Consider the following 22,873-nt stretch of genomic DNA (forward strand, 5'->3'; position numbering starts at 1 on the left):
TTTCGCCCACCCAGCCCAAGGAGATATCCCGTGCCCCAGGACAACGACGACACAGATCGCCCCGAGTATCCCTTCGGGGCCACCACCCCGCAGGAGGCGCAGGTGGCCCAGATCCTCCGGGCCTACGGCCAGTACGTCGAGCCCGGGCCGGAGCGCTGGCAGGAGGAAGGCATCCAGTTCTTCATGCGGCGGGACTGCCTGCTGATCCAGGACGAGCACGCGGACCGGGTGCGGGCCGCGCTCGGCGCCGATTTCCTGCCCGGCCCCGACGAGGAGGACCGGTACCGGCGGGATCCGGACTATCCGCCCGACGGCACCGTCTCCTATGGCATCCAGTGGGTCTGGCTGCGGTCCGGAATCGGCGTGTACAACGCCCTCCGCAAGATCGCCGGCACCAGGGAGCTGCGCAACCTGCCCGAGGACGCCGTGGCGCCCGAGTACGTCGTGTACACCACGGGCACCGTGGGGAAGTGCCCGGCCGACGAGCCGTCGCCGGTGCTGACGGACACGCCGCTCGATCCGCTCGTGTCGTGCGACCCCCGGGCCGGTGCCGGCGTCCGCGTCGTCGTGCTCGACACCGGGCTCGACCCGGCGGCGACCACGCTGCCCTGGATGCGGGGGGTCCAGGGCGACCCCGATCCCGGTATCGACGCCGGTCAGCAGATCCTGCAGCCCTACGCGGGGCACGGCACGTTCATCGCGGGCATCATCCGCTGCGTCGCGCCCGCGGCGGAGGTGATCGTGCGCGCGGCCTTCCCGCCGCTGCAGACGGAGTACGCGCAGACGCCGCTGGCGCTGACCTTCGAGGGGCAACTGGTCACGTCGCTCGAGCAGGCGCTCTTCGTGGACAACGCCGACGTCATCAGCCTGTCCGCCGGCACCTACGTCATGCCGGGTCAGCGGCTGTCCCTGATTCACCGGTTCTACCAGCGGAAACTCAGCCGGTACAAGGGCGTCGTGATCGTCGCCGCGGCCGGCAACGACCGGCTGCGGGAGCACTTCTACCCCGCTGCCGAGCGGTGGGCGGTGAGCGCCGGGGCGCTGTCGGCGAACCTCCGCGACCGTGCGTACTTCACCAACCACGGCGGCTGGGTCGACGCGTACGCGCCGGGGGAGAACCTGGTCAACGCCTTCCCCTCGGGCTCGCTCACCTACCTCGAGCCGCCGAGGAAGGGCAACAAGGGTGTGTTCGCGGGCCTGGCGCGGTGGAGCGGGACCTCGTTCGCCACCCCGGTGGTGGCCGGGCTGATCGCGGCGCGGATGTCCCGCACGGGCGAGGGCGGCGAGGACGCGGCCCGGGCCGTGATCGAGCAGGCCCGCAGGTCGGCGCTGCCCGGCGTGGGCGCGATCGCGCTGCCCGAGGACGCGCACGGCGAAGGCTGCCACTGTCCCCGGCCGGCCGCCGGAAACCACCACCATCACCCTCACCCGCGGGCGGAGCACTAGAGACGCGCGGCCTACGGCACGGGGGCCAGGGTGGGCACGGCGGCCAGGAAGTCCCGCGCCAGGGCGGTGTCGCCCCGGATCTCGACGGCGATCCGTCCCGGCTCGCGCCGGTCGGCGGCCAGCCGGCAGAATTCGACGACGTCGAGGGTCACCACCGCGGCCGGCCGGGCCGCGGCCGGGACCGTTGTGGCCGGGTCGAGCGGCACGGTCCACGTGCCACCGCCGGCGCCGGTGAGGTGCAGCCGCACGTGCCGGTCGTGAGGTGGCGCGAGGCGCCGGGCGGCGACGCGGGGCAGCACCCGGGCGGCCAGGTCCGCCAACGGGTGCACGTGCTCGGGCAGCGGCGGGAAGGCCGGGCGCCCGGTCGCGGCGGCGATGTCCTCGCCGTGGATCCAGGTCTCGAAGGCCCGGGCGGCCAGCGCGTCCGCCAGCGGGAGCGGCCGGCCCAGGGTCACCGTCGCGGTGCCCGGCGACGGACGCCCGGCGAGCGACCGGCACACCGCGTCGGCCTGCGCGCGCCAGGACCGCCGGGTCTGCTCGGGGGACCACCCCTGTTCGAAGCGCAGCACCGCCGCGGTGCGCGTGGCCGGCTTCTCGCCCGGCGCCACCGGCGGCTGGACGGGCAGCCCGAGCCCGGCGGCGACCAGCCCGTCGGTGGCGGCCAGGTGCGCGAGCAGGTCGCGCACGGACAGGTCGCCGTACGCGGTGAGTCGCCAGTCCTCGGGGGCCAGGTCCGACAGCAGCAGGTCCAGCGCCGCGACCTGGGCCGCGTAGGGCGCCGCGTACGCCGCGGTCGCGGTCGCCGGCCGGCGCCGGCCCGGCGCGGCCGCACGCAGCCGGGCGAGCGACCCGGACGGCGGCCGGAGGTACGCGCCACCGAGGTCGGCGGCGACCTCCCGCAGCTCGCGGGCCTCCCGCGCGCAGGCCGGGCAGGTGCCCAGATGGGTCTCGACCAGCTCCGCCTCGGCGGGCGAACAAGCGTCCAGCGCCCACGCCCCGATGAGGGCGACGACCGTCTCGTGGCTTGCCGTGTCGGTCATGGTTGCTCCCCAGCGTGGGCGTGAATGCCGTGCAGCGCCACGGACAGCCGGCGCAGCCCTTCGCGCAGCCGGGACTTCGCGGTGCCCTCGGGCACGCCCAGCTCGATCGCGACCTCCCGGTAGGTGCGGCCCTCCAGGTACGCCAGCGTGATCGCGCGGCTCAGGTGCTCGGGCAGGTCCCGGAGCGCCGTGCCGAGCCGCTCGGCCGCGTCGGCGTCCGAGACCTGGTCGCCGACCGGGTCGCCGCGGCTGACCGCCCCGGCGTACAGCCGCCCGTCCAGGCTCGCCCGGCGCTGCGTCTCCTCCCGGCGCACCAGGTCGACCGCGCGGCGGTGAGCCATCATGGCCAGCCAGCCGCGCAGGCTGCCCTTGGCCGGATCGAAGGCGTGCGGGCGCTGCCAGAGGGCCAGGAACACCTCCTGGGTGACGTCCTCGGCGGCCCGGCCGTCGCGGGTGACGCGGGCGGCGATCGTGTAGACCAGGGAGCTGAACCGTTCGTGCAGGTCGGTGAAGGCGGTCTCGTCGCCGAACACGAGCCGATCGCGCAGCCTCGCGTCGTCGCGGGCCGCACCGGTGACACGCTGCTGCGTCAAGGCGTTCACCCCCACCTCGGCCCCACTCTAGGTTCGTGGGGCCGGGGTGTCACCGGGCGCGGACGCATGTCTTCTCCAGCAGGGCGCGGGCCGCCTCCACGTCGCGCAGGTAGCGCGGCTCGGCGGTTCGGCTGTCGAGCCGGATGCGGAGGTAACCCAGCGTGAGGATCACGGCCTCCATCGGCTCCCGTACGTCCACCGTGGCGGCCGGCCGGAGCGCCACGAGCCGGTCCTGCACCCGGCGCAACTCGGCGCGGTCGGCCACCGAGAGCGCCGCGACATCGTCGCCGTGGGTGAGCCTGGCGAGCGAGCGTACGGCCTCGGCGGCGTCGCGGCAGGCGCCCGGCGCGAACCGGTCCACCGCCGGCAGGACGAGCCGCGGCTCCGGCGGCGAGGCTCGCCGCAGGATCAGGGCGACGGCTCCGATCAGGACCACCGCCGCCGTCAGCACGGCCGCCACGATGAGGGGACGCTTCACGATGCGCTCCTTCCCGGGGCGCCGCCGCGGCGGCGCCCCAAGTCGTCCGGTCAGTTCTGGTTCACCGCGACCACGTTGGGCAGCGCGACGTAGGGGAACGTCCCGCGGAACGCGACCGCGTTGGTGTCGACCGCGTCGCTGAGCCCGTCGACAACCGGGGGATGGTTCGGCAGCAGCACGCCCTCGGCCACCCGCAGGGTGACGTCGGTGACGTCGTCGGCGAGCCGGCGCCCGTTCGGGAACCCGGCGTTGTCGTTGCCGAGCACGCCGAGGCGGTTCGGTGTCGCGGACGGCGGGACCGACATGTTCAGCCGCAACTGCTCGCTGGGCACGAACTGGGCCGGGTTGACGTCCAGGTTGAGCCGCTGCGAGTTCAGGTCGACCCCGATCTTTCCGCAGGCCTTGCACAGCCCGGTGAGGAACACCTCGACGAGGTCCTGGCGGGGGGTGGCCGGCGCCGGGATCTGGTAGACGTCCCTGATCCGGCCCGGCACCTCCGGGTTGGTCACGAACTGCAGGAAGCGGGAGTCGTTGCGCGGGGCGGTCGCGTTGAACTCGTCCTTGCGGCCGACCGGGATGACCAGCTCGTTCACCAGCGGCATGCCGAGCCGGGACACCTGCTGCCAGCCGCCGTACCGGTTCCGGTTGTTCAGGGTGTCCACCACCTCGATGCGCTGCCGCGACGTGGTGGACCAGACGCCGACGACCGGGTTGCGGGTCGCGTCGCCCTTCAGGGCCAGCGCGCTCTTGGGCACCTGGATGGCGATCGTGTTGACGTTGTAGCCGCGGACGGTGTCCTGGCCGACCTCGGAGAAGTCCCCGCCGTAGAGCAGGTCGAAGATCCGCAGGTCGAGGAAGAACGGGTCGTCCGCCTGCCCGGCGAAGGTGCGGCCCCCGCCCGGCAGGCTCGTGATCGCCGAGTCGGCGAGCGCGCCGTAGTTCGGCATCGAGGCCCGGCCGACCCGCGACGGCGCGGCGCGGCCGTTGTTCACCAGGACGGTGCTCCCGGAGGAGGTGATGGCCTCCAGCTTGTAGGTCTGCAGGAAGTTGAGGTCGGGGTCGTCCAGCGAGGTCACCACGTTGGTGTTGTAGAGGAACGTGTTCTTGCTGCGGTAGGTGTCGTTGAAGGTCCACCGGTAGATCAGGTCGGCGCGGGCGTCGCCGTCGTTGTCGATGTTGATGTCGTACGCCGCGTCGTTGGCGAACGGGTAGAAGTTCGGCCCGCCGTTGGGCTCCTCGAACGGCACCCAGTTGGCGATCATCGTGACGGTGTTCGGCGCGTCCGGGCTGACGAAGGCGTACACGTCGGTGTTGTCCAGTTGCGGCTCGCCGGCGACCAGCGGTGCCTCCCGGTGACTGGACGCCTGGGTGACCGCCGGCGCCAGCGACGCTACGCAGGCCGCGGCGGCGACGGCCGCCACGACGCCGGCGATCGCCGGCCTGCGGCTTGGGCGTTGGAGCATGTGATCCTCCTCCACGGAACCGGTGCGGCCCGGCAGTGGGCCGCGGTGGTTGTCGGAGCTGGTTCGCGTCCCGCGCCCGGCGCGGATGAGATGAGTCGGCTAGGCGACTTCGGGTCATCCGGCCGGCCGCCGCGTGCGAATCCCCCCATCGACGACATCCGCCGAACCAAGGAGGCGTCCATGCGCCGCGTGGTCATGCTCATCGCTGTCTCAGTGCTCGGGGTCGCGCTGGTGGTGGCGGCCGGAGCGCTGCTCGTACCGTGGGGGGACCGGTCGCCGGCGAGCCGGGAGACCGACCCGATCGCCATTGCCGAACGCCGGCTCGAGCGCCTGCCGAACGACTGGAAGACCTGGGCGGAGCTCGGCCTGGCGTACGTGCAACGGGCCCGGACCACCGGGGACCCGGCCGACTACCCGCGCGCCGGGAAGGCGCTCGACCGGTCGCTGGCGATCCGGCGGGAGGACAACGCGATCGCGCTGACCGGCCTGGGCGCGCTCGCCGCCGCCGGCCACGACTTCCCGGCCGCGCTGCGGCACGGCCGCGCCGCGCTCGCGGTGGATCCGTACCGGGCGGCCGCGCTCGGCGTCGTCGCCGACGCCCTGACCGAGCTGGGCCGCTACGACGAGGCGTTCGCGACGGTCCAGCGGATGGTGAACCTCCGGCCGGATGCCGCCTCGTACGCCCGGGCGTCGTACACCTGGGAACTGCGCGGCGACATCGGTCGCGCGACCGACGCGATGCGCCGGGCCCTGGACGCCGCCCCCAACCCGGCGGACGGCGCGTTCGCGCGGCTGCACCTGGGCCAGCTGGCCTTCGGGACCGGCGACCTCGACACCGCGGCGGCACACTTCACCGAGGGCCTGCGGCTGCTGCCCGGTCACCCGCCGCTGCGGGCGGGCCTGGCCCGGGTACGGGCGGCGCGCGGCGACACCACCGGAGCCGTCGCCGAGTTCCGTGCCGTGCTGACGGCGGTGCTGGAGCCCGCGTACGCCGTCGAGCTGGGCGACCTGCTCACCGCGACCGGGCAGCCGGAGGCGGGTGCGCGGGAGTACACCCGGGCGCGGGAGGCCTGGGCCGCGGAGGCCCGAAACGGCCACCCACCGGAGCCGGACCCCGTGCTGTTCGCCGCCGACCACCGGGATCCGGCCGCACTGGACGCCGCCCGCCGCCTCTACACCCGCCAGCCCGGCATCGGCGGCGCCGACGCGATGGCCTGGGCCCTGCGCGCCGCGGGCCGGCCGGCGGAGGCGCTCCGCCACGCCGACGAGGCGCTCCGGCTGGGCACCCGCAGCGCGCTGCTGCACTACCACCGCGGCATGATCCTCGCCGATCTCGGGAAGCGCGAGGCCGCCCGCGCGGAGCTGGAGACAACGCTGCGGCTCAACCCACACTTCTCCGCCCGGCACGCCCCGGAAGCGCGCGCGGCGCTGGTGTCGCTCGGCTAGCTATGCCGGTGGGGGTGTGGATTGGGCGGTGAGTTTGGCGGGTCCCGGTAGCGCGTGGCGCTGGTGTCGCTCGGCTAGCTACGTCGGTGGGGGGTGTGGATTGGGCGGTGAGTTTGGCGGGTCCCGGTAGCGCGTGGCGCTGGTGTCGCTCGGCTAGCTACGTCGGTGGGGGTTGGGACTGAGCGGTGAGCCAGGCTGCCCGCCGGCGCGGCGAGGCGCGCGACAGCCAGGCGTCCTGGATCACCTCGGCCAGTTCGGTCCTGCTGATCTCAGCCAGCCGGCCGGCCCGCACCAGCACCGATGGGTGGCCGTTGAAGTGGGCGGTGGTGAAGAACGGCGTCGTCTCGTCCTGCACCAGCGCCTGCTTGTCCGCGTCGGACTCGACCCAGAAGACGATCACGTCCAGGAGCCGCTCCCCGGTGTCCGGGTCCACCGCGTCGGGGCGGGGGTTGCGGAAGAACACGAAGGACTTGCCACCCACCTGATAGACGGGATTGTCCGCGGTGCCGTCAACGACCTTGACGTGCGGCATGGCGAGGGCCAGCTCATGCACGTCCTCGACGCTGGCCGGCCGATCCTCTGCGTCCGACACCCCGTCAGCGTAGACCGCGGACGCTCCGCGCCGTAGAAGGACTCGGCCCGCCCGGGTCAGGGGACGGCTGGCGCCGGCGGAGCCCGCGAGGTGGGCCCGCGGGGACGTTTGCGGTGGCCGTCCGTGGGCGTCATAGCGGCCCTCACCCTGGGCTCCGCCGGCACAGCACCGTCGGTGGTGTGACGAGATACCGCACGTCGGCGGGCCGTCGCGGATATCACGGTGGGATATGTTCTCGGCAGTTTCTCGGTATCGGTATCGGTATCGGTATCGGTGAGGGTGTTCGTTTCGGGCATGGTGAAAAGTGGTGTTCTTCGCCGCCGGCGTGCATTCTTCACGCCCGTCGTACCCTTATGTCGTCGCGCTGGGTGCTTCGGAGATTCCGGGCCTGTTGTCGGGCGGATGTGCCGAGTTGATTCCGGCCGGTGTGGTCCTTTCCTCGCCGGCCCGGGATGTGTTGCCGGACGTCGAGGGCGGTGCCTTGCCGGGCGGCTCGAGCAGAAACGGTGATCCGGGCGTCGGCCGGCGTTTCCTGGCTCACTCGGCCCACTCGGGCCGCTAGCACTCGCCGCGTCCGCCATACCCTCGGGTTCGGGCTGCTCGGGTTCGGCCTGCTCGGGCTCGATCTGCTCGGGTTCGGGCTGTTCGGGTTCGGCCTGCTCGGGCTCGATCTGTTTGGGCTCGGGCTGTTCAGACCTGTTGACCTTCGGTCCGACCGGTTCGGGTAGGCCGGGCGGCTCGGGTCCGATCGGCTCGGGTGAGGTCGGTGCGACGGCTCGGGCCGAGGAGGAGGTCAGCTCGTCGGCACGACGCTGGAACGCCGCCGCGGCGTTGGCGGTGCTGCCGTATAAGCGGCTCAGCTTCCGGGCATGCCGTTGCGTCAGTCCCCATTCCCGGTGCCTCGCGTGCTCCCGGCGGAACTCCTCGGCCTCGGCCGAGTAATTGCGCCGTCTGGTCCTGTCGCGCATGGTGGTGAGTTCAGCCCTCGTGAACAATCCCATCTGCCCCACCCAAAGATTATCCCGCACCATCCTTCACTCCCGCCATTATTCGATCACCCGGATATCACCCGATCCGGGAACAAAGAATCCCGACCCGCGCGATCGGAGAACATTCGGAGGCGGTTCGGAATGATCCGTCATTTCGCCGTTCCGGCGACCGGACCGGCATCCGTTTCTGTCGCGGACGGCGCGCGGACGCAGTGTGGCGTGTCTGAAGTGGTTGACGGTTTGGGTGCGGGACGACGAGGCGTGTCCGGTGCCGCCGCGTTGGTTCTTCGTGCCGGTGACGGTGTTCGGCTGCGGGAGTTGACCCGGTCGTCGACCCGCCGGCAGGGCATGTCCGGCGGGGGCTCGGATGGTGTTGTCGGCCCGCGGCAGGCTTGCCGCACGCTGAGATCGGTCGGCGGGACGATGAACCCGGCGTGGCGAAGGTGTGGCTGGTCGGGATGACCCGGCAGACGGTGATCGCTTGGCGGGCCCGGTATGGGGCCGGCGGGATCCGGTCGCTGGCCGATCTGCCTCGTTCGGGCCGGCCGCCGGTGATCGACGAGCCTGCGGTGATCACCTCGACGCTGAACCCGCCGCCGGACACGCTCGGGGGTGGCGCGCTGGTCGACACGGCACCACCACCTTGTTCGCCGCCCCGGAGGTCGCGACCGGAAGAATCAGCGCGGACGCCTGCGCATTCGCCGGCTCGTGGTCGCCGGCCTTCAGCAGGTCGCGGATGCGGTCCGTCCTGTTGTCATGCCGACGAAGGGGTGCCTCGGCCGCCCTTGGCCTTGTTGCCCGCCGCCTGCAGGTCCAGGCGGTATTCGTCCTGGGCCCGGATGCCCATCACCACCACGTCGATGTCGCGGTCGTGGGTCTGGGGCGTGTGTCTGCGACTGCGGCACGCCCGTGAGCGCTAGGGGTGTCTGGCGGATCATGACGGCCTGCGCCGGGCCCAGCTTCCGCCTCGCGCCGCGGTCCGGAAGACCGGATACAACACCGGTATCCGATCTTCCGCCTCGCGGCGCGGTCCGAAAAGGCCGGATACAACACTGGTATCCGACCTTCCGCCCCACTTGCGAGGCGAAACCTGGACCTCGTCGGCGACGCCATGATCCGCCAGACACCCGCTAGGGTTTGCGGACGATTCCGCACCATTGGTCGACCTCGGTCGGCAGGCTGCCGTCGGCGCGCGGTTCGGGACGCCACCGTGAGCAGGAGACCCAGCCCGGCTCGACGACTTCCAGACCGGTGAAGAATTCGGCGATGCGCTCGGGGGTCCGCAGTTTCAGTTTCGGCTGGGCGTCGATGTTCCATACCCGGACGGCCTCGGCGGTGGTGTCGCCGTTGACGGCTGTGGTCGTGTTGGCCACGGCGATGTAGCTTCCCGACGGCACCGCGGCCAGTAGCCGGTCGATGATCTGCTGTAGCTCATCGTCGTCGTTGATGAAGTGCATGATGCCGAGCAGCATGATCGCGACGGGGCGGGAGAAATCCAGTGTCCTGGTCGCCGCCCGCAAGATCGTGTCCGGGTCGTGCAGGTCGGCGTGGATGTAGTCGGTGGCGCCCTGGGGGGAACTGATGAGCAGGGCGCGCGCGTGCGCCAGCACCAGCGGGTCGTTGTCGACGTAGACGATCCGTGTTTCGGGGGCGACTTGCTGGGCGACTTCGTGGGTGTTGTCCTGGGTGGGCAGCCCGGTGCCGATGTCGAGGAACTGGCGGATCCCCGCCTCGGCGGTCAGGTAGCGGACAGCTCGCCCGAGGAACTGCCGATCCGCCTGTGCCAACTCGATCACCACGGGAAAGATTTCCCGCACCCGGTCCCCGACCTGCCGATCTACCGCGAAGTTGTCCTTACCGCCGAGCCAATAGTTCCAGATCCGTGCCGTGTGCGGGACATTCGGGCGAATGCTGTCGTCAACGACCGATTCGTCAGCCATCATCTGCCTTTCCAGAGTTCGCCCTGAGTAGAGTCTCCACAGTCGACCCAGTGATGATCGATGGTACCGACACGGCGGCTGCGCGCCGCGGCACGGTACTGCTGCCCTACGGGCGCCTGGGATGGCGACTTGCGGCCGCGTCGAGTCGGCCGTCGTGACCGACTTGAAGGCGTTCCGCCGAGCCTGCTACGAGGCCGCGCGACGAACCGGCGGCGAGCTGACCGAGCGGGGCGTGGATCAGCACGGCCTGGCGTCGGCCCGCGAGCCGCGAGCCACCGCGACGGCCGCTTCCTTTACCTTCATCAGGCAGTGACCGCGTGCCCACGACGGAACGACGAGACGACGAGGTGGCGACAGGTGCATCCGCCAGCACAGACCGGGTCCGCCCGGCTTCGGGTGAGCGTGCCCGACGCGCAGCTCGCTGAGGCGCTGGGCGACGTCGCGCCCGGGGTCGAGCTGCTGCGCTGGGACATGACCGGCCCGGCCCCACGGGCCGACATCGACCTCGCGGTCGTGCCCTACGTGCCGGGCAGTGCGCACCTGCGCTGGCTGGCGGGGGTACGGACCCGGCTCGTCCAGGCGCAGTATCTCGGCTATGACGGCGTGGCCGAGGCGCTGCCGCCGGGACACGTCTACGCCAACGCCCGCGGCGTGCACGAGACGTCCACCGCGGAGATAGCCCTCGCGCTGCTGCTGGCCGGGCAGCGGGGCATCGCCGACTTCGTCCGGGCCGCCGGGCCGATCGAGCCGTCCTGGTATCCGAGCCTGGCGGACCGGCGGGTGCTGGTGCTCGGCCAGGGCGGGGTGGGCCGGGCGATCGAGGCGCGGCTGGCGCCGTTCGAGGTCGACCTGGTGCGGGTCGCGCGGACCGCCCGCGAGGGTGTGCACGGCATCGTGGAGCTGCCCCGGCTGCTGCCCACCTGCGAGGTGGTCATCGTCGGCGTCCCGCTCACCGACGACACCGTGCACCTGGTCGACGCGGAGTTCCTGGCCGCGCTGCCCGACGGCGCGATCGTCGTGAACGTGGCCCGGGGCCGGGTGGCTGACACCGCCGCGATCCTGGCCGAGGCCCGGGGCGGGCGGCTGCGCTTCGCGCTCGACGTGACCGACCCCGAGCCGCTGCCGGCCGGGCATGAGCTGTTCCGGCTGCCGAACGTGCTGATCAGCCCGCACGCCGGTGGCATGTCGACCGCGATGCTGCCCCGGGTCGCGCGGCTGGTCCGCCGGCAGATCGACCTGCTGCTGACCGGTGGGGAGCCGGTCAACGTGGTGCTGCGTTCCTGACGAGCCGAGGACCAGCGCCACCACCCGCGTGGCGCCGGGCCGGCTGCGGCATCCGGATGGATTCGGGTCGGGCTGGCTGCGGCACCCGGATGGACTCGGGTCGGGCCGGCCGCGGCACCCGGATGGACCCGGGCCGGGCCGGCCGCCGCCACCCAGGAGGGAAGCGGCGGCCGGGGCCGTTACCGCCAGGTGTCGGTCCAGGTCGCCGTGCACGGTGACGTGGACGCCGTGGTCCGGGTGCGGTTGGGGTCGCTCTCCCAGATCACCGTCGACCCCTCCTTCTTGATGTACTTGTACTGCACCGCGGTGTTGCCCGGCAGCGACACCGTCGCCTGCCAGACCGGGTACGTCGCCGAGGACAGCGCCACCGCGTTCGCCGGGTTCCAGTTGCCCAGCGCCGCCGTGTTGCCGGTGACGAAGATGTTCTGGCCCCAGGTGGTGGTCGCGGTCGCCGCGAAGGTCGTCGCCGCGGTGGTGCAGCCCGTCGGCGGCGTGGTCGAGCCGGTGCCGCGGGCGTTGATGTGCAGGGCCAGCGCGGAGTTGGCGGCCACGGTCGCGGTCACCTGGCCGCTGCCGTCGACCTGGTACGCGGCCCCGGTGCACGCGCCGCCGGAGAGGTCGCCGGTCATCACGTCGCAGTAGGTGCCGGCCGGCAGCGACGTCTGGAACGTGCGGGTCAGCGCCGAGCCGGAGCGGTTGAACGCCACATAGCCGGCGCTGCCGCGGCCGAACGCGATCTGGTCCGAGCCGTTGCTCCACCAGTTGGTGACGGCGGCGCCGGCGGCCGCGTTGCGCAGCGCGACCATGTTCGCGGTGCTGCGCCAGCGGTGCTCGCACTCCCAGCCGCTGCCGCAGCTCACCTGGCTGGTGGTGCCGTTGCTCGCGGTGGGCGGGCCGGCGTCGGCGTCGGTGAAGGTGAAGCTCGACATGACCTGCGGGACACCGTACGGCCAGGCGATCATGAAGGCCTCGGCGAGCGCGTACGAGGAGCCGTTCTTGTAGGTCAGCTTGGCCCGGCCGTTGCGCTGGGTGTCGTGGTTGTCCACGAAGGCCACCGCGTCGCCGGAGCCGAGCCGCATCGAGCCGGCCAGGTTGTTCAGGTTGGACAGGCCGCCGCCGGAGAAGGCGTTGCCGACCACGTCGCCGTAGCGGAACTCGGTGACGTCGCCGAAGCCGGCGTACTCCTCCGGGGTGGGCTCACCCGAGCCGCCCTCGATGACCTCGGAGAAGACGTACGGGTCGCCGCTGACCGGCGCGATGAACGCCGCCATGTCGCCGGCCGGCATGTGCTTGGCCGCGTCCACCCGGAAGCCGTCGACGCCCAGCGACACCAGGTCGTCGAGGTACGCGGTGAGCTTGCCGCGCACGTACGAGGACTCGGTCTTGAGGTCGGAGAGGTCGACCAGTTCGCAGTTCTGCACCTCCCACCGGTCGCCGTAGTTGGCGATGTCGTCGTTGCCGTTGCGCCCGCAGTGGTGGAAGTCGTCGGTGCCGTACGGCACGGCCGGGTAGGCGTAGTGGCTGTAGCCGGTGCCGCCGCTGCCGGTGCCGGTGGACGCGCCGCCGGCCATGTGGTTGACGACGGCGTCGACGTAGATCTTCACGCCCGCGGTGTGGCAGGTCTGCACCATGCTCGCGAACGCGGCGCGGTCACCGCGGCGGGTGGTGAGCTGATAGCTGACCGGCTGATAGTCCTGCCACCAGGGATAGTTGCGGCCCGGCAGCACCACGTGCTCCTGCGGCGGCGAGACCTGCACGCCGCCGAAGCCCTTGGGCCCCAGCGTGGTCGTGCACTCGCTCGCGATCGAGGCCCACGGCCATTCGAAGAGGTGGACGATGACGTCCTTGGCGCCGGGGGAGGCGGTGGAGGCCTCGGCACTCTCGGCGTTGCGGACGACGCCGACGGCCAGCAGGGCCGTGGCGAGGACGGCGGTCGTCGCGGCGGCGACGACCTGACGGATACGCATGGAGGACCTCCGGGAACTTCAGGAGCGGTACGGTGGGAACGGCACCGGGTGAAACTTCTTGCGCAAGTGCCGGGAAGTTATCAGGGTGTTTCCCGCCGGTAAAGAGACCGCTCTCTATTCATGCGCCCGGCTTGTCCTGCCGAGTCCCATTCAGCTTGCAGGAAAGTGGCATCGCTGCTGGGCGTGTCGCCGAAAAAGGGCAGGTGAAGCGCGTTCTCGCAGCTCAGGGCCCACGCAAGAACTTTCAAAGATCAAATATTTCAGGCGGCCGTAATATCGACGGTCTCGGCGCTCCGGCCGGCCTGGTTGATCGCGGTGGAGCCGCGCACCACGAGCTCGGGGGAGAAGACGTACTCCGAACGGGGCGCGCCGTGGCCGTTGATCTCGTCGACCAGCTGGCGGATCGCCGCGTTGCCCATCGCCGCCACCGGCTGCCGCAGCGTGGTCAGCGGCGGGTCGGTGAAGGCGATCAGCGGCGAGTCGTCGAAGCCGACGACCGAGACGTCCCGCGGCACGCTCAGGCCCCGCCGGCGCGCGGCCCGGATCGCGCCCAGCGCCATCAGGTCCGAACCGCACACCATGGCGGTGGCGCCGCGGCCGAGCAGCTGACCGGCCGCCACCTCGCCGCCCTCCACGCCGAACAGGGTCAGCGCGACCAACTCGTCCAGCTCGCCGTCGCGTACGCCCAGCTCCCGGCGCATGGCCGCGCGGTAGCCCGCGAGCTTGCGCTGCACGTTCAGGAAGCGGTCCGGGCCGGAGACGAAGCCGATCCGGCGGTGCCCGAGCGCGACCAGATGGGAGACCGCCAGCTCGGCGGCCAGCCGGTCGTCGCAGGAGATGAACGGGGCGTCCAGGCCCTCGGCGTACCCGTTGATCAGCACGATCGGCAGCGGCCGCTGCACCAGGCGGCGGTAGCGCTCGTGGTCGGCGGTGGTGTCGGCGTGCAGGCCGGAGACGAAGACGATGCCGGACACCTGCCGGTCGAGCAGCATCTCCACGTACTCGTCCTCGGTCACGCCGCCCGGGGTCTGGGTGCACAGCACCGGGGTGAAGCCGCTCTGCGACAGCGCCGACTCGATCGTCTGGGCGAAGGCCGGGAAGATCGGGTTCTCCAGCTCCGGGACGATCAGGCCGACCAGTCCGGCGCTGCGCTTGCGCAGCCGCTCGGGCCGCTCGTAGCCGAGGACGTCGAGGGCGGTCAGCACCGCCTGGCGGGTTTCGGTGGAGACGCCGGGCCGGTCGTTGAGGACCCGCGACACCGTCGCCTCACTGACCTCGGCCTGGCGCGCGATGTCGGACAGTCGTGCGCGCATGGGCGCCACTATAGAACCGTCCTCCGCCCGGGCTCGCAGGCGAACTGCCACTGGAACTTCTTGCGGAAGAACTGCAAGGTCTTCCATTATCGGAAATCCCTTGCTAGCGTCCCCGCAACAGCCGGGCCGGGCCTATGGGGGCCTTGCACCCGGTTCCCCCCTTTCTGTCCTCGCACGTTCTTCGGGCGCCGCCGTGTGCCCGATTGGAGAAGATTATGAGCATCCGTACCACGGGTGTCGTCGCCGTCCTCGCCCTGGCGCTCGCCGCCTCGGGCTGCAGCGGCGGCGGAGACGACCCCGAGACCCAGGCCTCCGCCGCTCCCGCCGGCGGCAAACTGGTCATCTGGGGCGACGACAAGCGCGCGGCGGCCCTCAAGCCGTTCGCCGAGAGGTTCGGCCAGGAGAACGGCGTGACCGTCGAGGTCCAGGCCATCTCCAAGGACCAGCAGACCACCTTCGTCACCGCGTCGCAGCAGGGCAGCGGCCCGGACGTGATGGTCGGCGCGCACGACTGGATCGGCAACCTCGTGCGGAACGGCGCGATCGACCCGGTGCCACTGACCGCCGAGCAGCAGCAGAGCCTGGCACCGAACGCGGTCAAGGCGGTCACCTTCAACGGCCAGGTCTACGGCGTGCCGTACGCGACCGAGAACCTGGCCCTGATCCGCAACACCAAGCTCGCCCCCGCGGCCCCGGCCACCATCGAGGACCTCGTGGCGCAGGCCAAGAAGCTCAAGGCGGACAAGAAGGCGAGCGAGCTCCTCTGCCTGCAGGTCGGCCAGAACGGCGACGCCTACCACGCGTACCCGCTGTTCAGCTCGGCCGGCGGCTACCTGTTCGGCACCACGGCCGGCGGCGACTACGACAAGAACGACCTGGGCATCGCCAAGCCCGAGTCGATCGCCGCCTTCAAGAAGATCCAGGCGCTCGGCGAGAAGGGCGCCGGTGCCCTCAAGCGCTCGATCACCGTGGAGAACTCGATCGCGACCTTCACCGCGGGCAAGTGCGCCTACCTGGTCTCCGGGCCGTGGGCGATCACCGACGCGAAGAAGGCCAAGATCGCGTACGACATCTCGCCGGTGCCCGGTTTCGCCGGCGGCAAGCCCGCCCGGCCCTTCCTCGGCGTGCAGTCGTTCTACGTCGCGGCCAAGGGCAAGAACAAAGCCCTGGCCCAGGAGTTCGTCACCAACTACGTGACCACCCCCGAACTGGCCGTCGCGCTGTATCAGGCCGAGCCCCGCCCGCCGGTGCTGACCGCCGCGTACGACCAGGTCAAGGGTACCGACCCGGACCTGGCGAAGTTCGTCGACGCCAGCAAGAACGCCGTGCCGCTGCCCGCGATCCCGGAGATGGCGACGGTCTGGGACCCGTTCGGCAAGGCCGAGTCCGCCGTCATCGCCGGCGCCGACCCGAAGACCGCGTTGACCGCGGCGGCCAAGACCATCTCCGGCCAGATCAAGCCGTGACCGACTGCACCGAGCCTCGCCGTGCCGGTGCGGAGTCAGAAGGGCATGGCACAGCATGACTGCTCTTCTTGAGCGGGAGACCGTCCCGGCCGAGGCTCCCGGGCCCTCCGGCCGGGGCGGCCTCGCCGGCCCGCTTCTCAAGATCGCCCTGCTCGGGCTGGTCGCCGGGCTCGCCGTCTGGGCGGCTTTCCCGCTGATCGCCGAGCGGGCCTGGCCCGGACTGGCGGTCCTGCTGGTCGCCACCGCCGGGCTCTTCTACCTGTACGCCGGCCCGCGGCACATTCCCGCCAAGTACCTGATCCCCGGCACCCTGTTCCTGATCGTCTTCCAGCTGTTCCCGGTGGCGTACACGGCGGCGACCGCCTTCACCAACTTCGGCGACGGGCACCGCGGCGACAAACAGGAGGCCGTCGTGGCCATCCAGACCGCGTCGGTCACCCGGGTGCCGGGCTCCACCGAGTACGCGCTGACGGTCGCCACCACCGGCGATCCGGCGACCGGGGCACTGACCTTCCTGGTCACCGACCCGCCCTCCAAGGTGGTCTCGGCGGGCACCCCGGCCGGGCTGACGGCGCTGCCGGCCGGCGACGTCACGGTGAACGCCGCCGGCCGGGTCACCGCCGCCGCCGGCTACACGCTGCTCAACGGCGGCCAGGCCAGCGCCCGCAGCAAGGAGATCACCGACCTGGCGGTGCCCACCCCGGTCGGGGCGATCCGCTCGCAGGGGCTGTCGCGCGCCTACGAGGGTAGGGCCGGGCGGGCGTACGACGGGGCGTGCGACTGCGTCCGGGACACGACCTCGGGCAAGACCTGGACGGCCGACGAGGAGGCTGGCGCCTTCGTGGCCGCCGACGGGGAACGACTGGCGCAGGGCTGGCGGGTCGGCGTCGGGCTGAGCAACTTCACCCGGCTCGTCACCGACTCGGCGATCTCCGGGCCGTTCGCCCGTACCCTGATCTGGAACTTGTTCTTCGCCCTCGCCTCCACCGGCGGGACCTTCGTGCTCGGCCTGGGCTGTGCGCTGGCCCTGCACTCGCCGCGGCTGCGCGGCCGCACGCTCTACCGCACGCTGCTGGTGCTGCCGTACGCGATGCCGTCGTTCGCGATGCTGCTGGTCTGGCGGGACATGTTCAACACCGACTTCGGGCTGATCAACAACCTGTTCGGGCTGGACGTGGACTGGTTCGGCGGCGCCGCGTCCGCGCGGACCGCGGTGATCCTGGTGCAGTTGTGGCTCGGGTATCCGTACATGTTCCTGGTCGCGACCGGCGCGCTGCAGGCGATCCCGCCCGAGCTGTCCGAGGCTTCGAGGATCGACGGGGCCTCGCCGTGGCAGTCGCTCAAGCGGGTCACCCTGCCGCTGCTGCTGGTGGCGCTGACGCCGCTGCTGATCTCGTCGTTCGCGTTCAACTTCAACAACTTCAACGCGATCTACCTGACCACCGACGGCGCGCCGTTCCCGGCCGACAACCCGGCGAACGGCGCCACCGACCTGCTGATCACCTACACCTACCGGCTGGCGTTCGGCGGCTCCGGCGCGCAGTACGGCTTCGCCGCGGCGGTGTCCATCTTCATCTTCGTCATCGTCGCGGTGATCTCGACGGTCAGCTTCCGCCGCACCCGCCGCCAGGAAGAGGTCTACTCGTGACGAAGTGGTTGTCCCGCGTCGGATGGCGGCACGGGGTCGCGCTGCTGGCCCTGGTCTTCTCGCTGTTCCCGATCGTGTTCGTGGTGTCGGCGGCGCTGAACCCGCTGGGCACGCTGTCGTCGACCGCGGCCGTGCCGACCGGGGCGTCGCTCGGCAACTTCGCCAACCTGCTGTCCGGCACGGACTTCGCCCGCTGGTTCGGCAACTCGGTGCTGATCGCGGGCGTGTCGGCGGTGGCGTCGGTGTTCCTGTCGGCGCTGGCCGCGTACGCCTTCAGCCGGATGCGTTTCCGCGGCCGCCGGGTGGGCCTGCTGGCCCTGCTGCTGATCCAGATGTTCCCGCAGTTCCTGGCGATCGTGGCGATCTTCGGAATGTTCGCCACCATCACCGACCTGTGGCCGGCGATCGGCTTCAACCAGGCCGGCGGCCTGATCCTGCTGTACCTGGGCGGCGCGCTGGGCGTGAACACCTGGCTGATGAAGGGCTTCTTCGACACGGTCCCCCGGGAACTGGACGAGTCGGCCACCATGGACGGCGCGTCGCACGCCCAGACGTTCTTCCGGATCCTGCTGCCGCTGGTCGCGCCGATCCTGGCGGTGACCGGGCTGCTGGCCTTCATCGGCACGATCAACGAGTTCCTGATCGCCAACGTCTTCCTGACCGACACCGGCGCGAAGACCCTGTCGGTGGGCATGTACGGCCTGGTGGCGGGCGAGCGCGACAACAACTTCGGGATGTTCTGCGCGGGCACCCTGCTCACGGCGGTCCCGACGGTGCTGGTCTTCCAGTTCCTGCAGCGCTACATCGTCGACGGCCTGACGGCCGGGGCGGTCAAGGGCTGAACGCGGTGTTGCCCTTGGGTGTGCTCGCGTTCGGGGTTGTGTTTGTTGGGGGGTTGGTGGTTGGGGTGGTCAGGGGCTGAGTGTGGTGTTGTCCTTGGGTGTGCTCGCGTTCGGGGTTGTGTTGTCGGGGGCCTGGCGGCTGGGGTGGTCAGAGGCTGAGCGCGATCTTGCCTCGGGCGTGCTCGCGTTCGAGGTGCCACAGCGCGGCCCTGGCCTCGGACAGCGGATAGGTGCGCTCGATGGCCGGCGAGACCTCGCCCCGCTCGACCATCCCGGCGAGCAGGGCGAGGTCGCCGACGTCACGCTTGGCGGCGAGCACCCGCAGGCGCGGGCCGCCCAGAAAGACGCCGAGCAAGCGGGGCACCGGACCGAGGAGCGGCCCGCCGTTGCCGGTCGCCGCTATGTAGACGCCGCGCGGGGTGAGCAACCGGCGCATCGCGGCGAGGCTATGGCTGCCGGCCAGGTCGATGATCGCGTCGAAGCGCCCGGTGGTGGCGGCGAGATCCTCGCGGGTGTAGTCGATGACGCGTTCCGCTCCCAGCTCGCGAACCAGGTCGACGTTGCGGGTGCGGCAGACGCCGGTCACGGTGGCGCCGAGCGCGCGAGCGATCTGGACGGCGAACGTGCCGACCCCGCCCGAGGCGCCGTTGATCAGGACCGTCCTTCCCGTTCCCGTTCCCGTTCCCGTTCCCGTTCCCGTTCCCGTTCCGGTTCCGGCACTCGTTCCGGTTCCCGTTCCCGTTCCGGCTTCCGTTCCCGTTCCGGCTTCCGTTCCGGTTTCGCCTTTGGTTCCGGCTTCGGCTCTTGGTCCGGTTCCTGCTTCCGCTCTGGGTTCGGCTTCCGCTCTGGGTTCGGCCTTGGCTTCGATGCCGGCGAGGCGTAACGCCTGCAGCGCGGTCGTCGCCGCCACCGGCAGCGTCGCGGCGTCGGCGAAGGACAGCCCGGCCGGTTTCGGGGCCAGGTTGGCCGCCGGGGCTGTCACGTATTCGGCGAAGCCCCGCTGCTCCACCTCGCCGAACACCTCGTCGCCGGGCCGGAATCGGGTGACGTGCGAGCCGATGGCCTCGACCACGCCCGCGACGTCGCGGCCGAGGATCGTCGCCTTCGGCCGGCCCACCCCGAACGCCAGGCGGGCGATCCGCGGGGAGCCGTGCAGCATGAACAGATCGGCTTGGTTGAGGGAGGCGGCGCGCACGCGGAGCAGGACGTCGTGCGGGCCGGGGACGGGTTGCTCCACGTCGGCCCAGGACAGCACGTCCGGGGTGCCGTACCGGTGGTAGGTCAGGGCTTTCACAGCGTGCTCCTCAGGACCGGCGGGCGTGGGCGAAGGTGTCGATGATCGTCTGCAGCAGGGTCCAGCCGGCCAGGGCGATCAGTCCGGCCGTGAGCCAGGTGCCGGTGCCGGCCGGCCAGCCGGCGGCCGTGACGAACGCCGGATTGAGCAGGTGATCGGTGGCGGCGGCCCAGCCCAGCACCGCCGCGCCGGTGACCGAGACGACCGAACCGGCGATCGCGACGGGCAGGCTCCAGCTCAGGTAGTAGCGGGAGAACGAGGCGCCGAGGGACGCGACGCCGACGGCGATGAAGACCCACACGAAGCCGGTGTCGAACAGCCAGGGGGAGAGCACGCCGATCGGGTCGCCGTTCGCGTCGTGCTCGGTGCTGACCACGGGGGAGAGCAGGACGAACGCGGTGACGAGCACCAGAATCAGGGTCTCGGCGACCAGCTCACCCCAGCGGGCGCGGCGGCTGGGCGGCTCCGGCAGGGCGGCCGGGGTCCACGGCCGGTCCGGGGTGAGCCGCAAAGCCGGGGTGCGCTCGATGATCGCGTAGAGCACGGTGGTCCAGACCGCGATGTGCACCGCGGTCGTGACCGCGGCACCCAGGCTGTCCCCGACCACCGTGAGCCAGGGCGCCTCGTCCACCGCTCGCAGGAACGCGACGACGGCGGCGACGACGGGCACGACGGAGACGAGCAGCGTGGCCAGCATCCGGGTGTAGTCGAGGAACACGGCGGGGCCGATGAGCTGCAGTGGACGGTCGGCATAGCCGGCGGCGAGCCGGGCGGGGTCGCCGAGGTGGGTCAGCGCGGCCACCTCGGCGGCGGCCGCGTCGCCGCCGTCCTCGACCCGGTCGTCGACGGCGTCGGCGATCGAGGCACGCAGCTCCCGCTCGATGTCGGTGCGCTGCCGGGCGGGCAGGCGGCGCAGGGTGGCCTGGACGTAGCGATCGGTGAGGTTGCTCATGACGCGCCCTTCAGAATGCGTAGTGCGGTGTCGAGCTGATCCCAGTCGTGGCTGAGGATGCCGGCGAGTGCGACGCCGGCGTCGCTGGTCCGGTAGAACTTGCGCGGCCGGGCCTCGTCGGTGTTCCAGTCGCTGGTGAGCAGGCCCTGCTTCTCGAGCCGGCGCAGCAGCGGATAGAGGGTGTTGGCGTCGACGGCGAAACCGCGCGCACCGAGCAGATCCAGCAGTGCGTAGCCGTAGTTGGGCTCGGTCAGGACGAGCAGGCAGGCCAGCACGACGGTGCCCCGCCGCAACTCCTGCAGGTGGGTCGCCAGTAGCTCATCATCGGCCATGACTCACACTATAGCGTGTGCCACACACTATTGGGTGACGTGTGGCCGACACTCCTCTTCGAGGTACCGCGCTGCACACGCGGCCCCGATCCGGCGGCACCCGGATTGACGCCGTCGGGGAGGCTGGGAGCATGGAAAGGCGCCGAAGCCGGCCCCGGACGATCGGCTACGCACTGGCCACGGCCGTGGCCGCCGGCGTCGCGACTCGCCTGGCCACGCGTGACAGCGACGCCGACCAGTGGCTGATCGGTGTCGGCGGCAGCCTCTTTCTCCTCATCGGCGGATGGCAGACCGCACAGGCCGTGCTCATGATCTGGCGGTCGTGGCAGCTCAGGCTGTTCGGGCAGGACACATGGGCAGTGCTGACCGAAAAGGACGGCCGCGACGACGCCGATTCCAACACTTTCTGGACGGCACGGGTGGAAGGCCCGGGCTTCACGTGCACAATCGACAACGGGACCTGGGACCCGGGCCAAGTGGGCGAACAAGTCCTCGTCCGCCGGCACATCCCAAGCGGCCGAGCCGAGCTACGGCCGACGCCACGCCCGACGGGCAAACTGATCCGCGACATAGTCGGCCCGTTCGCCCTGGTCCTCGTGGCCGGCACCCTCGCCGGGATCGGTTTCGGGGTGCTGTGGGCCCTCGACCTCCTCCGTTAAGAATGGGTGGCAGGAACCCGAGCTCAGCAGCCGGACGTCCGGAACCGCCCAACTCGCGACACCCGCACCGCCCGACCTGAGAAATCGACGCCCGACCTCACTGCGCCTGAACCGCCGGACAGTCTCAACGGAGTAGCGGCTCACCACATCGGGACGCACGAAGATGCACGCCACGCATCGACCAATTTCTGACGGTTCGGCGTGTTCGTGTCGTAGTACCGCTCGGCGAAACGGGCCGCGAGCTCGGCGCCTCCCTCATCGTGAAGGGTGACGGAGCCCTCCACTGACAAGCCCGCCAGCCAACGGCGGCCAACCCGAAGCCGACGATGGGCACGGGAGGATGGGCACGGGAGCGCGGCCGGCTGGCCGGCGTTCGACCCCAGGACCACGGTCAGTGACAGGGCCCAAGGCCGGGAAGTGCGCACTCATGCCGATGAGAATGCTCCCGTACCCGAGGGCCGGCGGCAGGGCGACAACGATTCAGGGCGGGATCTGCCGACAATATCGTCGGGGGTTTCGGCGAGGATTCGATATGTTCGTGGGAAACGCCGGGATCGCCTTTCCGTGTGGTGTTCTGGTCGTTGGATGTTTGGTGGCGGGGATTTGCTGCGTATCGGGTCGTTGAGGGTCGGGCCTGGCCTGGTCTGGTGTTCGCCCGCCCGTTCCCCGGCAGGGTGGCCTGGCGAGCGGGGCGCGGGGTTGGTGACGCCGGCCCGTTCCGCGGCCGACGCGTAGGCGCTGCGGGATACCTGCTCCCAGGAAGGACGGGGGTGGGTGCTGGGCGGCAACCCGTGTCTCGATCGTGGCGGGCACGGCTCGGACGATGGTGAGCTGTCCGATCCGCAGCGGGACCCACTACCAGCCCGGCCGGTTCGACCTGCTCGACCGGCTCGGCCTGCTCGACCGGCTCGGCCTGCTCGACCGGCTCGGCCTGCTCGACCGGCTCGGCCTGCTCGACCGGCTCGGCCTGCGCGGCTGGCTTGGCCTGTTCGGCCCGCTTGGCCTGCTCGACCGGCCCGGGCCGCGTGGCTTGCTCAGCTGGCCCGGCCCGTTCGGCGTGCTCGACCGGCCCGGGCTGCGCGGCTTGCTCAGCTGGCCCGGCCTGTTTGACCGGCTTGGCCTGCGCGGC

At 71.4% G+C, this 22,873-nt stretch carries 21 protein-coding genes; 10 read left to right on the forward strand and 11 right to left on the reverse strand.

The window, feature by feature from the left end; all coding sequences use genetic code 11:
• Window positions 1–30 precede the first annotated feature (30 nt).
• Window positions 31–1,446 carry a S8/S53 family peptidase gene (locus tag DMB66_RS54335; protein WP_125811882.1) on the forward strand — a complete coding sequence of 472 codons (1,416 nt, stop codon included), beginning with the start codon at window positions 31–33 and terminating at the stop codon, window positions 1,444–1,446.
• A gap of 11 nt (window positions 1,447–1,457) precedes the next feature.
• On the opposite strand, the gene DMB66_RS54340 is transcribed toward DMB66_RS54335, so the two are convergent.
• Genes DMB66_RS54340 through DMB66_RS54355 form a run of 4 tightly spaced genes read right to left on the reverse strand, consistent with a single transcriptional unit; the run spans window position 1,458 to window position 5,020 of the window.
• Complete coding sequence (locus DMB66_RS54340; RefSeq protein WP_125811883.1) at window positions 1,458–2,486, reverse strand: maleylpyruvate isomerase family mycothiol-dependent enzyme; 1,029 nt, start codon at window positions 2,484–2,486, stop codon at window positions 1,458–1,460.
• Window positions 2,483–3,079, reverse strand: coding sequence for a sigma-70 family RNA polymerase sigma factor (locus DMB66_RS54345; protein WP_125811884.1), 597 nt, complete (start codon window positions 3,077–3,079; stop codon window positions 2,483–2,485). The genes DMB66_RS54340 and DMB66_RS54345 overlap by 4 nt, the downstream gene beginning before the upstream one ends.
• A gap of 49 nt (window positions 3,080–3,128) precedes the next feature.
• A complete protein-coding gene (locus DMB66_RS54350; protein ID WP_125811885.1) occupies window positions 3,129–3,557 on the reverse strand; it encodes a hypothetical protein in 429 nt (142 codons plus the stop codon).
• A gap of 50 nt (window positions 3,558–3,607) precedes the next feature.
• Window positions 3,608–5,020 carry a DUF4331 domain-containing protein gene (locus DMB66_RS54355; RefSeq protein ID WP_125811886.1) on the reverse strand — a complete coding sequence of 471 codons (1,413 nt, stop codon included), beginning with the start codon at window positions 5,018–5,020 and terminating at the stop codon, window positions 3,608–3,610.
• Window positions 5,021–5,200: 180 nt separating this feature from the next.
• On the opposite strand from DMB66_RS54355, the gene DMB66_RS54360 reads away from it, so the two are divergent.
• Entirely contained in the window at window positions 5,201–6,466 is a 1,266-nt protein-coding gene (locus DMB66_RS54360; RefSeq protein ID WP_158647669.1) for a tetratricopeptide repeat protein, read from the forward strand.
• Window positions 6,467–6,623: 157 nt separating this feature from the next.
• Here DMB66_RS54360 and DMB66_RS54365 read toward each other — a convergent pair whose 3' ends face one another.
• Complete coding sequence (locus tag DMB66_RS54365; protein ID WP_233625512.1) at window positions 6,624–7,058, reverse strand: MmcQ/YjbR family DNA-binding protein; 435 nt, start codon at window positions 7,056–7,058, stop codon at window positions 6,624–6,626.
• A 304-nt stretch (window positions 7,059–7,362) separates the two neighbouring features.
• Between DMB66_RS54365 and DMB66_RS61960 the strand changes: the two genes are divergently transcribed.
• Window positions 7,363–7,620: a hypothetical protein gene (locus DMB66_RS61960; protein ID WP_158647670.1), complete on the forward strand. Its 258-nt coding sequence runs from the start codon at window positions 7,363–7,365 to the stop codon at window positions 7,618–7,620.
• Between the two features lie 1,557 nt (window positions 7,621–9,177).
• Here DMB66_RS61960 and DMB66_RS54375 read toward each other — a convergent pair.
• The gene (locus DMB66_RS54375; RefSeq protein WP_199753190.1) at window positions 9,178–9,987 is read right to left on the reverse strand and encodes an SAM-dependent methyltransferase; all 810 of its coding nucleotides are present in this window, start codon (window positions 9,985–9,987) and stop codon (window positions 9,178–9,180) included.
• 154 nt (window positions 9,988–10,141) lie between these two features.
• On the opposite strand from DMB66_RS54375, the gene DMB66_RS61965 reads away from it, so the two are divergent.
• Window positions 10,142–10,300: a hypothetical protein gene (locus DMB66_RS61965; protein WP_158647671.1), complete on the forward strand. Its 159-nt coding sequence runs from the start codon at window positions 10,142–10,144 to the stop codon at window positions 10,298–10,300.
• A 44-nt stretch (window positions 10,301–10,344) separates the two neighbouring features.
• Complete coding sequence (locus DMB66_RS54380; protein WP_233625513.1) at window positions 10,345–11,271, forward strand: 2-hydroxyacid dehydrogenase; 927 nt, start codon at window positions 10,345–10,347, stop codon at window positions 11,269–11,271.
• 179 nt (window positions 11,272–11,450) lie between these two features.
• Here DMB66_RS54380 and DMB66_RS54385 read toward each other — a convergent pair whose 3' ends face one another.
• Entirely contained in the window at window positions 11,451–13,238 is a 1,788-nt protein-coding gene (locus tag DMB66_RS54385; RefSeq protein WP_125811890.1) for a carbohydrate-binding module family 20 domain-containing protein, read from the reverse strand.
• A 260-nt stretch (window positions 13,239–13,498) separates the two neighbouring features.
• Complete coding sequence (locus DMB66_RS54390) at window positions 13,499–14,551, reverse strand: LacI family DNA-binding transcriptional regulator (protein WP_125811891.1); 1,053 nt, start codon at window positions 14,549–14,551, stop codon at window positions 13,499–13,501.
• A 215-nt stretch (window positions 14,552–14,766) separates the two neighbouring features.
• Here DMB66_RS54390 and DMB66_RS54395 point away from each other — a divergent pair, with 215 nt between their 5' ends.
• The 3 genes from DMB66_RS54395 to DMB66_RS54405 are packed head-to-tail and all read left to right on the forward strand — an operon-like array spanning window position 14,767 to window position 18,507.
• Window positions 14,767–16,017, forward strand: coding sequence for a maltose ABC transporter substrate-binding protein (locus tag DMB66_RS54395; protein WP_125811892.1), 1,251 nt, complete (start codon window positions 14,767–14,769; stop codon window positions 16,015–16,017).
• Window positions 16,018–16,072: 55 nt separating this feature from the next.
• A complete protein-coding gene (locus tag DMB66_RS54400) occupies window positions 16,073–17,665 on the forward strand; it encodes an ABC transporter permease subunit (protein WP_125811893.1) in 1,593 nt (530 codons plus the stop codon).
• On the forward strand, window positions 17,662–18,507 hold the full coding sequence (locus DMB66_RS54405; protein WP_125811894.1) for a sugar ABC transporter permease: 846 nt from the start codon (window positions 17,662–17,664) through the stop codon (window positions 18,505–18,507). The genes DMB66_RS54400 and DMB66_RS54405 overlap by 4 nt, the downstream gene beginning before the upstream one ends.
• Window positions 18,508–18,655: 148 nt before the next feature.
• On the opposite strand, the gene DMB66_RS54410 is transcribed toward DMB66_RS54405, so the two are convergent.
• From DMB66_RS54410 to DMB66_RS54420, 3 genes are read right to left on the reverse strand one after another with little or no spacing between them, the layout of a single operon-like run.
• Window positions 18,656–19,801 (reverse strand): NAD(P)-dependent alcohol dehydrogenase, encoded by a 1,146-nt coding sequence (locus DMB66_RS54410; protein ID WP_125811895.1) that lies wholly within the window; start codon window positions 19,799–19,801, stop codon window positions 18,656–18,658.
• Window positions 19,802–19,811: 10 nt separating this feature from the next.
• Entirely contained in the window at window positions 19,812–20,753 is a 942-nt protein-coding gene (locus DMB66_RS54415) for a permease prefix domain 1-containing protein (RefSeq protein ID WP_125811896.1), read from the reverse strand.
• A complete protein-coding gene (locus DMB66_RS54420) occupies window positions 20,750–21,085 on the reverse strand; it encodes a PadR family transcriptional regulator (RefSeq protein ID WP_125811897.1) in 336 nt (111 codons plus the stop codon). Before DMB66_RS54420 ends, DMB66_RS54415 begins: the two co-directional genes overlap by 4 nt.
• Before the next feature lie 131 nt (window positions 21,086–21,216).
• On the opposite strand from DMB66_RS54420, the gene DMB66_RS54425 reads away from it, so the two are divergent.
• Window positions 21,217–21,744 carry a hypothetical protein gene (locus tag DMB66_RS54425; RefSeq protein ID WP_125811898.1) on the forward strand — a complete coding sequence of 176 codons (528 nt, stop codon included), beginning with the start codon at window positions 21,217–21,219 and terminating at the stop codon, window positions 21,742–21,744.
• Between the two features lie 823 nt (window positions 21,745–22,567).
• A partial coding sequence (locus DMB66_RS64940) for a hypothetical protein (RefSeq protein WP_233625514.1) occupies window positions 22,568–22,873 on the forward strand: 306 nt, incomplete at its 3' end.

The sequence above is a fragment of the Actinoplanes sp. ATCC 53533 genome (assembly GCF_003947245.1).